Origin of the sequence: Halolamina sp. (assembly GCF_036626355.1) — an archaeon.
GTDB lineage: Archaea > Halobacteriota > Halobacteria > Halobacteriales > Haloferacaceae > Halolamina.
The window spans coordinates 1-10,701 of sequence record NZ_JAZKRY010000095.1 but is presented as its reverse complement, the minus strand read 5'-3'; the positions used below and the strand labels follow the sequence as shown (position 1 = coordinate 10,701).

Here is a 10,701-nt window from a genome sequence, read left to right as displayed (position 1 = left end):
CACGGTAACGGGCTTTTTCACCCATCCCCCCGGACTCATCGGTAATGAGCGTCGTCTCGGTCGCCCGCGAAGCCTACGAGGCGGCGCTGCCGGCACTTGGTGCCAGCCTCGTCGGCGGCCTCCTCGCAGGCGTCGTACTCGGCGGGATGCGTGCTGAGCTTCGAGCCGTCGAAGGGCTGCTCGTGCTCGTTCCAGCGCTGCTGGCGACGCGGGGGAACGTGTACGGGAGTTTCGGTGCACGGCTCTCGACCGGCCTCCACCAGGGGCTCATCGAACCCCGCGTGGAGGTGGGCGACGAGCGCCTGCGCGGTGCGGCAGCTGCCGCCCTCGGCAACGGTATCCTCGCGAGCGTCGTCGCCGCAGTCGCGGTGTTCTTCATCCTCACTGTCCTGGGCGACGCCGTTGCCCCGCTCGCCTCGCTGGTCGCCATCAGCTTCATCGCGGGACTGCTCTCGGGGATCGCGCTCACGGTGGTGGTCGTGGGTGTCGTGTTCACGGGGTACCGCCGGGGTCACAACCCCGATACCCTGGTGGGACCGGTCGTTACCACCACCGGCGACGTGTTCGGCATCGCCTTCCTCCTGCTCTCGGTTCGGTTCGTACTCGCACTCGGAGGTGGTGGGTAATGAAACGGGGAATCGAGGTGAGTGAGCGATGACGACCGACTGGACCGTCCGGGCCATCACCCGGGCGATGCTCCCCGTGCTGCTGGTGCTGACGATGGTGGAGGTCGGTTCGGGGCTGGTGCTCGGCTCGTTCGAGGCGACGCTGCTGCAGTATCCCACCCTGCTCGTGCTCGTCCCGGTGACGATCGGGACCGCAGGGAATCTGGGGAGCATCCTCGCCTCGCGGCTGTCGACGGCGTTTCACCTGGGGACGCTCTCCTTTGCTGCCGACGACGAGACGTTGCTGGGCAACGTTGTCGCGACCGTCGCGCTCGCGGTGACGTTGTTCCCCGTCGTCGGCGCCGGTGCGTGGACGCTCCAGTCGGTGACGGGCGCGACTCAGTTGGCGCTCGGAACGGTCATCCTCGTCTCGCTCACCAGCGGCGTCGTGCTCGCGGTGCTTGCCGTCGTCGTGACGCTGTTAGCGACCTATGGTGCCTACCGGTTCGGCCTCGACCCGGACGACGTGGTGATTCCGGTCGTCACGAACACCTGTGACGTGCTCGGGGTGGTCGTGCTGTTCGCGGTGGTCCAGCTGCTGGTCGTCTGAGTGAGCGTGGGCGCCGATGACACTCCGGGGCGGCTCGGCGTGGCGGAGAGCGCCGTCGCCAACGGCGACGCCGAGAGGTCCGGATTCGAGACGAGAACCGGCCCAGTGAAAACCGTGGCGGGGGCGGTGACGGCGAGAAGCACGCTGGTACGGACGGCCACGACACCGGCTCAGCGTCCGTCGGGTTCGATCGGCTGCCCCTCCTCGGTGGGGGGTGCGACGTAGTCGATGAACGTCTCCACGTCGGGTTCGCGGACGTCGACCCGGACCGTGATGTCGCCGAGTTCGTCCTCGGAGCCGACGGCGAAGTTGACGACGCCCTTGTACGCAGGCTGTTTCTTCAGCGAGAACTCGAACCCGTCCTCGTCCGCCTCGTCAGACTTCGTCTGACTGCCCGACGAGCTTCGCTCGTAGACTCCATCGAAGAACTGCCGGCGGGCGGTGTCGAGGATCTCCTGCTCGTGCAGCACGTCCGAGAACGCGTCGAGGGAGTGGCTCTCACCGACGAACCGGTCAGGCTCGCGGCGGAGTTCGATATCGGGGAACAGTGTCCTGACCGCTTCGGCCACCCGGTCGGAGACCTCAGTCTCCCGGATGGGCGCTTCGACGCGGACGTCGATACTGTAGATCATGCGTCGCCCCCTGACTCGGCGGTTGTGGCGTCGATGCCGGCAGTTCCCTCCTCGAGAATCGTCCGGACCTGCTCGCGGAACCGGGTGAGGCCGCCGACGTTCTCGATGGTGATGTCCGCAGCGTCCATCACCTCGCCCATCCCGAAGCCGAGTTCGCGCTCCTCGCGCTCCCGGAGTTTCTCGCGGTCGACGTCGGTCTCCTCGCGCCCGCGGGTACCCAGGCGCTCGGCCCGGGTTTCGAACGGCGCCTCGATAGAGAGCAGGAGGAAATCGTCGCCGAACGCGTGCTTGAAGCGCTCGACCTCGGCCATCGAGCGGAGGCCGTCGACGAGCACGACGCCCCGGCTTTCCTCGGCTGCCTCGCGCACCTCGGGGATACAGCGGTCGGCGATGGCGGTCTCGCCTTCCTCCTCACGCAGTGCGGCCGCGATCTCCCCGTGGTTTTCGGTCGGGTCGAGCCCGCGGCGGCGGGTCTCCTCCCGGATCACGTCGCCCATCGTCACGATTGGGATGCCTTCCTCGCGAGCGACCGCGGCGGCCTCCCCCTTGCCGCTGCCCGGAAGCCCGACAGTACCGATGATTCGCATTGAGAGAAAGTTCTCGACTTGCGGTGTTAAGGGCTGCGGGACGGCTCGGGAGCGAACCCCACGGTTTTTGCTCCCGCAGGCAGTCAATCAGGTGAGGGCACGTAGCTCAGTTGGACAGAGCGTCGGACTTCTAACCCCGATGGTCCCCGTGGGGGGAGCCATCCGGTGGTCGTGGGTTCGAATCCCACCGTGCCCGTTCAACCGCTGAGCGACAGCGAAGCGTGTTGAAACGACGCACGCAGGGGGTTCGAACTACGCGAGACGAGCGGCAGCGAGTCTCGCAATCGAGTTCGAATCCCACCGTGCCCGTTCGCTACGTTCAGTCGCTCACGACCACGGTTGTTCCAATTCGCTTCGCTTGCGAGCCCCCGAGCCACCGAGCGACTGCCCGATATGAATAGAACGGCCAACAGACGGCGACGGCGTCGACGACGAGAATACTGTCACGGGCGGATCCACCGCATGCTCCACAGGTCTGGGCGAGGAACGAACAAGGCCTACCACTTCCAACGTCTTTCCAGCCAACTCAGGTGTTGCTGATAGTACTGCAGTGGAGAAACAGACGAGTCGGAAGAGAACAGCGAGCTCTCACGAGTGAGCCAATCGCTCAGACAACCCAACCGCCGATCTCGAGTAAATACCGCTCTCCCTCGTAGGAGATGTACCAGTGGTCGGTATGTGGAGCAGGGAGCTCCGGAACGTTCTCCATCCGCTGTTTCAACCTCTCGTACCCGGTCGATGGCTCGTTACAATCCTCGTACGTTCCGTCCTCGCCGGCTTCTACGGCCGCGTCGAGGACCGACTGCGCTTCGCTGGACAGGTTCTCGAGGGTCTGGAGATATCGGTCGACAACGTACTCTCGGAACCCCTCTTTCGAGTCAGCGACGCGCGTTGCGGTATAGTCGAACGTCCGCCGAGTGATCGTCCCCTCTTCAGTGGAGATGGTAACTTCGTAGACTCGGTCGTCCCACTCAACCCACACTGTCCCCGCACCGACGAGTGCAGAATCTGCGGTGCCCTGTGGGTAGGGCACTGGAACGTCAGTTGCCGTCATTCCCTGTGTCGGGAGACCCTCCCGCGAGTAGTTCGGGCCGTGTATCAGGAACTCGAGGGCGACCTGGTCTACTTCGGGGAGGGCAGAGTACGCGACGACGGTTGCTTTCTCGGGCGCCTCCTGGCCGTTCTCCCAGGAGAGGTCGGCACGCCGGGCAGGAACTTCTTCGGCTCCAGTCTGTTCGAAGTCGATTCGGTAGTATCCACCGTCATGTGAACTGTAGCGTTCGGTTCGTATCGGGCGTTGCCCATACGTCTGGAGCACGACGCCGTCTTCGGTGACGATCCGCTCGAAAAGCCGCCGCTGAGCGGGGCGGAGGGACGTGACGAGCTGTTCGGTGGGCGTGAACGGCGAAACTGAAACCGTGTACCCACGCATACAGTCCGGGGTAGACGTCTGGTCAGTCGAGGGCGGAGAGCGCTCAGTCGTGTTGGGGGGTGGCGTATCGGTTATGCAGCCGCCAGCCACCAGCGGGACTGCAACTGCAAGGAGGGACCGTCTCGTTGTCATATCGATAGGTTCGAAAATCTACTACAATAGGCCTTGTGGGGGTAGTACTGAAACGACCATTCTATCCATCATCCCACCTGGCACGCTCTGAAACCAACACGTAGTGGGCCGAGATCGATGCGGACAGTCGGAAGAATCAGTTCCCCGTGGGTCTGGCATCGAGTGAAAGCCAGCGAACGCCACAGGAGAGACCACTACATGAGGCGGGACTGTTTCTGGACGAACCGATCGGCGGGATAGAGATCGCAAGGTAGTAGTTACGCCTGGAACCGGCACAACCCTATTGAGCAAAGCCCCGAACCAGTTACGAGCCACAACCAGAATGACGAAGCCAGGGTTTCAACGACGGATGAGACCGCGGATCGACGGGAGCCTCATCAAGGAGTTCGAACCGGAGCTACACTCCAGCACATCCACAGTTCGCCCCAACCCGCATCTACTTCCCCAAATCGACACAACAGACCCCCATGGTCAGAACCAACGACGTTTCGTGGGCAGCCAAACCCTACGCCGAGATCCGCGAGATCGCCCAACAGGACGACTCCATCTGCATCGTCCCCATCGCGAGCCTCGAACAGCACGGCTACCACCTGCCCACAGGCACCGACACGATGCTCGTCGAGGCGGTCGCCAGCCGCGGCGCCGAACGGGTCGCCGACGACGTGCCCGTGCTCATGACCCCGACGCTCTGGGTCGGCTACTCGCCCCACCACGTCCCCTTCGGCGGCACCGTGACCGGCGAGTTCGACACGCTCCACGAGCAGATCGAGGAGGTCGCCGACAGCGCACTCGACAACGGCTTCGACACGTTGTTGCTGCTCAACGGCCACGGCGGCAACGGCCCGCTGGTCTCGGCGGCGACAGCCACCGTCGGGCAGACCCACCCCGAGGCCGAGATTCTGGGGCTCACCTACTTCGAACTCGGGGCGTACTTCGCCGACGACGTTCGGGAGAGCGACCTGGGCGGCATCTCCCACGGCGGGGAGCTGGAGACATCGATGATGCTCCATCTCTACCCCGAGCTCGTCGACGAGGAGAAAATGGAGGCGACCCAGTGGGAGACCGAGTACGACCAGGCGGCGAGTGACCTGCTGGACTCCGGCCCACTGAGCGTCACCCTCGACGTGGAGGAGTGGTCCGAATCGGGCGCGATGGGCGACGTCTCTGCAGTCAGCGCCGAGAAAGGGAAGCGGTTCCTCGACGGCTTCGTCGACGAGATGGAGGCACTGCTGAGAGCCGTCCATGAGTGACCTCCCGACGGTAGCTGATATCGAGACCGCCGCCGAGCGCGTCGCACCCGTCACGCACCGAACGCCGCTCGACCCCTCGACGACGTTCACCCGGCGCTCCGGGGCCGCCGAGGTCAGGCTAAAGCTGGAGAACATGCAGCGGACGGGCTCGTTCAAAGCCCGCGGCGCGTACAACAAGCTGTCCCAGCTCCCGGCCGAGGAGCGCGAGGCCGGGGTGGTGACCATCAGCGCCGGCAACCACGCCCAGGGGGTCGCGTACGCGGCGCGGGAGTTCGGCGTCGACGCAACGGTGGTGATGCCGACGTTCACGCCCGCCGCGAAAGTCGAGGCCACGCGAGGCTACGGCGCGACGGTCGAACTCCACGGCACCGAGTACCAGGAGTTCTACGACCGCGCGATGGAACTGGTCGAAGAGGAGGGGCTCACCTTCCTCCACCCGTTCGACGATCCGGCCGTCATCGCCGGCCAGGGCACCGTCGGTCTCGAGCTCGTCGAGGCGTTCCCCGAGGTGGATACCGTCGTTACCCCCGTCGGTGGCGGCGGCCTCATCAGCGGCGTCGCGACCGCGGTGACCGCGAAAACCGACGCTCGCGTCATCGGCGTCGAGACGACCGGAAGCGCCCACGCGAAGCGCTCGCTGGAACACGGCGAGGTGGAGCCGCGCGAGGCCCTCGACACGATCGCCGAGGGCATCGCTGCCGGCCGACTCGGCCCGCGGACGCTCCGCATCATCGACGAGACGGTAGACGAGCTCGTCGAAGTCGAGGAGGGTGCGGTCACCGCGGCGATGGCGATGCTGGCCGAGCGGGCGAACACCGTCGCCGAGGCGGCAGCTGCGACGCCGACGGCTGCGCTGCTCGACGGGAAATTCGACGCGACGGGCGAGAACGTCGCGCTGCTCGTCTCCGGCGGTAACGTGGACCTGACTGCGTTCGGCGAGCTCACGAAACTCGGGCTGGCGAGCCTCGACCGCTACAGCCACGCACGGCTCGCGCTCGCGAACTGGCCGGAGCCAGTGGGCAGGGTGACCGACACGGTCGAACACCACGGCGCCGAACTCGACCTGCTCAGCCCGGAGCCGCCGACAGCCGACCTCGGCGCGAACTGCCGGCCCGTCTCTATCGCCATCGCGGGGACTGGCCCCGACCATCTCCGGGCCGTGCTCGAGAGCCTCGACAGTGAAGCCGGAATCACGGTGGTCTGGAGCGACGTCGCCGACAACTAACTGCGCCGGTCAGCGTCGCCGAAGCCACTCACCGAGCCACCCTGCGACGACCAGGACCCGTGACGGCTCACGCCCGATGGCCGGACGAAAAGCTATTCCCTGCCGTTCACCTCCCACAAACCATGCCTTCGACAGACGATATCGTCTCACTCGCGGATATCGACGCCGCCGCGGAGCGTATCGAGGGTGTTGTCCACCGCACACGGCTGGACCCCTCGAACACGTTCGCCCGCATGACCGATGCCGACGAGGTCCACCTCAAACTCGAGAACATGCAGCGCACCGGCGCGTACAAGATCCGCGGTGCGTACAACACGATCAGTCGGCTCCCCGGTGAGACGACGAAAAACGGCGTTATCGCCTCTAGCGCCGGCAACCACGCACAGGGTGTCGCGCTCGCGGCGAAGAAGCTCGGCGTCGACGCGACCATCGTCATGCCAGAGGTGACGCCGGCGGCGAAGATCGAGGCGACGCGGGGGTACGGCGCCGACGTGGTCATCCACGGCGAGATCTACGAGCAGGCGTACAAACACGCGCTCGAACTCGAAGCCGAGCACGATCTCGCGTTCGTCCACCCGTTCAACGACCCCGACATCATCGCCGGCCAGGGAACTGTCGGCCTCGAGATGTACGAGGACTGCCCGGGCGTCGACACCGTGCTGGTCGCCATCGGCGGCGGCGGCCTCATCAGCGGTATCGCGACCGCACTCAAGTCAAAAAACGAGGATATCCGAGTCATCGGCGTCCAGACCGAGGGGACCGCCCACGCCAAACGCACGATGGAGAGTGACGAAATCTACGAGCGCGAGGAGATCGACACCATCACCGAGGGGATCGCCGCCAGCCGAATGGAGGAGAACACCGCCACGATCGTCCGCGAACTCGTCGACGACGTGGTCGAGGTGGACGACGCCGCGGTGACCGAAGCGCTCGCGCTCCTGACCGAGCGGGCCAACACCGTCTCGGAATCAGCCGGCGCTGTTCCGACCGCCGCGCTCCTCGACGGGAAAGTCGACGTGAACGGGGAGACCGTCATCAGCCTCATCTCGGGCGGTAACATCGACCTGACGGAGCTGGGCGAGCTCACTCGAACCGGGCTCATGCATCTCGAGCGCTACGTCCGGGTCCGACTGGCGCTCTCGAACTGGCCCGTCGCGCTCGGCTCGGTCGGTGAGGTGGTCACGGACGCCGGCGCGAAACTCGATGATATCCAGCAGGAGCCGCTCTCGCCGGCCGCGAAGGAGAACCGGCACCTCGTCACGGCCGGCATCGAGGGCGTCGACCGGGAGCATCTCGACGACGTGGTGGCCGCACTCGACGACCACGAGAACGTCGAACTCGTCGACGAACTCGGATAGCGACGGGGAGGCCTCGCCGGAGCGGGGAGTGCAGCCGCGCGTTTGCGGTACCAGTCTACGAAGGGCCGAGTCCAAAAGGACCCGCCCGCCTGCCTCTGACGTAACCCGATGAATCCTCGGGTACGCGGTAGCGTGGGTGGAGTCCAGTAATAAATTTCGAAAAACGTACCGCGGAAGTGGCTGCAGACCACAGAACCGCACCGTGGTCAGCGAGCGATGCGTGGGACGGGTGTGCGTTAGGCGCCTAACGTCACATCGGCGCGTCGGACGTCATCCGACTGCCTGCGTAGAATCGGTCTGAGACCGATTTTACATCGCGCCGCCCATGCCACCCATGCCGCCCATGCCGCCCATGCCGCCGCCGCCCGGCGGCATGTCGTCACCGCCCTCGTCGTCGCCGACCTGACCGCCTGTCAGGTCGCCGGCGGCGATGACGTCGTCGATGCGGAGGATCATCGTCGCGGCCTCGGTGGCCGACTCGATGGCCTGAGTCTTCACGCGGAGGGGCTCGACAACGCCCTCCTCTTCCATGTCGACGATTTCGCCGGTGTAGGCGTCGAGACCGGAAGTGAACGAACCCCCGTCGTGCTTGGCGCGCAGGTCGACCAGCGAGTCGATCGGGTCGAGGCCGGCGTTCTCCGCGAGCGTTCGCGGGATGATCTCCAGTGCGTCGGCGAACGCTTCGACTGCGAGCTGCTCTCGGCCGCCGACGGAGTCGGCGAACTGCCGCAGGCGCAGTGCGAGCTCCGTCTCGGGGGCGCCGCCGCCGGGCAGGACCTGCCCGTCGAGCAGCGTCGTCCGGACGACGCCGAGGGAGTCGTCGATTGCGCGCTCGAGCTCGTCGACCACGTGGTCGGTGCCGCCGCGGAGGATGAGCGTGACCGAACGGGCCTGCTCGACGTCCTCGACGAAGATGCGCTCGTCGCCACCGACGTCCTTCTGGGCGACGCTGCCGGCGAAGCCGAGGTCCTCGGCCTCGATATCGTCGAGAGAGGAGATGACGTTGCCGCCCGTCGCGCGGGCGAGCTGGGAGAGGTCGCCGCTGCTGGCCCGGCGGACCGCCAGGATACCCTCCTGGGCGAGGTAATGCTGGGCCATGTCGTCGATACCGTCACCGACGAACACGACGTCGGCGCCGGCAGCGGTCAGCTTGTCGACCATCTCCTTGAGCTGCTCCTCTTCCTGGTCGAGGAACTGCTGGAGCTGGTCGGGGTCGCTGACGTTGACTTCGGCGTCGATCTCGGTCTCCTTGATCTCGAGTGCGCCGTCGAACAGTGCGACGTCGGCGTCCTCGACAGCGTAGGGCATGTTCTCGTCGACGCGTTCCTTGTCGACGATGACGCCCTCGATGAGCTCGGAGTTCTCGATGGAGCCGCCGACAACCTTCTCGACCGAGACGTTGTCGGTGTCGATACCGGTTTCGTCCTGCACGGCGATGACGGCGTCGACGACGAGCTCGGCGAGCTGCTCCTTGGCGGTCTCGGCGCCCTTGCCAGTCATCGCCGTCTCGGCGATCTTGGTCAGGCTGTCGTAGTCGTCGTTGGTGACTTCGAGGGACTCCTCGGTGAGAACCTCCTTGGCCTTCTGGGCGGCCTGGCGGTATCCCTGGGCGATCGTGGTCGGGTGAACGTCGGCTTCGACGAGCTCCTCAGCCTGGTCGAGAAGCTCGCCGCCGACGACGACGGCCGTCGTCGTCCCGTCGCCGACCTCCTCCTCCTGCGTCTCGGAGACCTCGACGATCATGTTGGCCGCGGGGTGGTCGATGTCCATCTCCCGGAGGATCGTGACGCCGTCGTTGGTGACGACGACACCGCCCGAGGAGTCGACGAGCATCTTATCCATCCCCTTCGGCCCCAGGGTCGTGCGGACGGACTCGGCGACGGCTTTCCCGGCCGTAATGTTCATCTCCTGTGCGTCTTTCCCAGAGGTTCGCTGACTGTCCTCCGAGAGGACGATCATGGGCTGATTACCCATCCGCTGTCGCTGTTGACTCATGTTCAAGGAAAGATTGTCCATGGTTCTATATAAACCTGTTGTTCCTCGTAGGCAGAACCGCCACACGGCGGGGACGATGGGTGCGTGATAACCTCTACCAAAGCAGTCTTATAAATACCCAGAGACGGCGGGGTCGTCGTCGCCCTGCAACGGTCTCGACGTGGCTGCCAAAGAGGGGTCGGTGAACACAGAGAGCCACGGCTAACCAGTCAACAGCAGAGAGAAAACCGCAGAGTCGCAGATGCTCGGCAGTTAGTCGTCCGCCGGCGCTTCTTCCGTCTCGGCCTCGGTCTCGGGAGCCTCCTCGTGGTAGTACTCCTCGATGAGCTCCTCGTCGATCCGGTTGAGTTCCGCTTTCGGCAGCGTCGAGAGCAGTTCCCAGCCGATGTCGAGGCTCTCCTCGATATCGCGGTTCGTCTGGTAGCCCTGGTGGACGAACTCCTCCTCGAAGCGGTCCGCGAAGTCGAGGTACTTGTTGTCGATCTCCGACAGCGCCTCTCGGCCGACGATGTTCACCAGGTCCCGAAGGTCCTCACCCTCGGCGTAGGCGGCGAACATCTGGTCTTTCACGTCGGCGTGGTCGCCACGGGTCAGCCCCTCGCCGATCCCGTCGTCCATCAGCCGCGAGAGGCTGGGCAGGACGTTGATGGGCGGCTCGATACCCTGACTGTTCAGGTCCCGGTCCATCATGATCTGGCCCTCGGTGATGTAGCCAGTCAGGTCCGGAATCGGGTGGGTGTCGTCGTCGCCCGGCATCGTGAGGATGGGGATCTGGGTGACAGAGCCCTCCGTCCCCTCGAGTCGACCGGCACGCTCGTAGAGCGTCGCCAGGTCGGTGTACATGTACCCGGGGTAGCCACGCCGACCGGGGACCT

10 protein-coding genes and 1 tRNA gene are annotated in these 10,701 nt (G+C 65.5%); 6 read left to right on the top strand and 5 right to left on the bottom strand.

Features of this window, described 5'->3' with window-relative positions:
* Positions 1-44 precede the first annotated feature (44 nt).
* Together V5A38_RS12980 and V5A38_RS12975 are read left to right on the top strand one after the other, a co-directional pair.
* Positions 45-626, top strand: coding sequence for a magnesium transporter (locus tag V5A38_RS12980; RefSeq protein ID WP_332326183.1), 582 nt, complete (start codon positions 45-47; stop codon positions 624-626).
* 28 nt (positions 627-654) lie between these two features.
* A complete protein-coding gene (locus tag V5A38_RS12975; protein WP_332326182.1) occupies positions 655-1,215 on the top strand; it encodes a magnesium transporter in 561 nt (186 codons plus the stop codon).
* A 170-nt stretch (positions 1,216-1,385) separates the two neighbouring features.
* Here V5A38_RS12975 and V5A38_RS12970 read toward each other — a convergent pair whose 3' ends face one another.
* Positions 1,386-1,847: an RNA-binding domain-containing protein gene (locus V5A38_RS12970; RefSeq protein WP_332326181.1), complete on the bottom strand. Its 462-nt coding sequence runs from the start codon at positions 1,845-1,847 to the stop codon at positions 1,386-1,388.
* Positions 1,844-2,434, bottom strand: a complete 591-nt coding sequence (locus tag V5A38_RS12965; RefSeq protein ID WP_332326180.1) for an AAA family ATPase — start codon at positions 2,432-2,434, stop codon at positions 1,844-1,846. Before V5A38_RS12965 ends, V5A38_RS12970 begins: the two co-directional genes overlap by 4 nt.
* Positions 2,435-2,529: 95 nt before the next feature.
* Here V5A38_RS12965 and V5A38_RS12960 point away from each other — a divergent pair.
* A tRNA-Arg gene (locus V5A38_RS12960) sits at positions 2,530-2,630 on the top strand.
* 411 nt (positions 2,631-3,041) lie between these two features.
* On the opposite strand, the gene V5A38_RS12955 is transcribed toward V5A38_RS12960, so the two are convergent.
* Positions 3,042-3,866, bottom strand: coding sequence for a hypothetical protein (locus V5A38_RS12955; protein ID WP_332326179.1), 825 nt, complete (start codon positions 3,864-3,866; stop codon positions 3,042-3,044).
* Between the two features lie 599 nt (positions 3,867-4,465).
* Here V5A38_RS12955 and V5A38_RS12950 point away from each other — a divergent pair.
* The 3 genes from V5A38_RS12950 (at position 4,466) to ilvA (V5A38_RS12940) (ending at position 7,831) form a co-directional block, all read left to right on the top strand.
* The gene (locus tag V5A38_RS12950) at positions 4,466-5,248 is read left to right on the top strand and encodes a creatininase family protein (protein ID WP_332326178.1); all 783 of its coding nucleotides are present in this window, start codon (positions 4,466-4,468) and stop codon (positions 5,246-5,248) included.
* Complete coding sequence (gene ilvA, locus V5A38_RS12945) at positions 5,241-6,473, top strand: threonine ammonia-lyase (protein WP_332326177.1); 1,233 nt, start codon at positions 5,241-5,243, stop codon at positions 6,471-6,473. Before V5A38_RS12950 ends, ilvA (V5A38_RS12945) begins: the two co-directional genes overlap by 8 nt.
* A 122-nt stretch (positions 6,474-6,595) precedes the next feature.
* A complete protein-coding gene (gene ilvA / locus V5A38_RS12940; protein WP_332326176.1) occupies positions 6,596-7,831 on the top strand; it encodes a threonine ammonia-lyase in 1,236 nt (411 codons plus the stop codon).
* Positions 7,832-8,140: 309 nt separating this feature from the next.
* On the opposite strand, the gene thsA is transcribed toward ilvA (V5A38_RS12940), so the two are convergent.
* Positions 8,141-9,790 carry a thermosome subunit alpha gene (gene thsA, locus V5A38_RS12935; RefSeq protein WP_332326184.1) on the bottom strand — a complete coding sequence of 550 codons (1,650 nt, stop codon included), beginning with the start codon at positions 9,788-9,790 and terminating at the stop codon, positions 8,141-8,143.
* A gap of 288 nt (positions 9,791-10,078) precedes the next feature.
* Positions 10,079-10,701: V-type ATP synthase subunit B (locus V5A38_RS12930; protein ID WP_332326175.1), on the bottom strand; the 623-nt coding region annotated here is incomplete at its 5' end.

Excerpts from the sequence above, each read along its gene's own strand:
- ilvA (WP_332326176.1), top strand. The coding sequence starts at position 6,596 with ATGCCTTCGACAGACGATATCGTCTCACTCGCGGATATCGACGCCGCC.
- V5A38_RS12970 (WP_332326181.1), bottom strand. The coding sequence starts at position 1,847 with ATGATCTACAGTATCGACGTCCGCGTCGAAGCGCCCATCCGGGAGACT.
- V5A38_RS12950 (WP_332326178.1), top strand. The coding sequence starts at position 4,466 with ATGGTCAGAACCAACGACGTTTCGTGGGCAGCCAAACCCTACGCCGAG.
- V5A38_RS12975 (WP_332326182.1), top strand. The coding sequence starts at position 655 with ATGACGACCGACTGGACCGTCCGGGCCATCACCCGGGCGATGCTCCCC.
- V5A38_RS12965 (WP_332326180.1), bottom strand. The coding sequence starts at position 2,434 with ATGCGAATCATCGGTACTGTCGGGCTTCCGGGCAGCGGCAAGGGGGAG.
- V5A38_RS12955 (WP_332326179.1), bottom strand. The coding sequence starts at position 3,866 with ATGCGTGGGTACACGGTTTCAGTTTCGCCGTTCACGCCCACCGAACAG.
- ilvA (WP_332326177.1), top strand. The coding sequence starts at position 5,241 with ATGAGTGACCTCCCGACGGTAGCTGATATCGAGACCGCCGCCGAGCGC.
- V5A38_RS12980 (WP_332326183.1), top strand. The coding sequence starts at position 45 with ATGAGCGTCGTCTCGGTCGCCCGCGAAGCCTACGAGGCGGCGCTGCCG.
- thsA (WP_332326184.1), bottom strand. The coding sequence starts at position 9,790 with ATGATCGTCCTCTCGGAGGACAGTCAGCGAACCTCTGGGAAAGACGCA.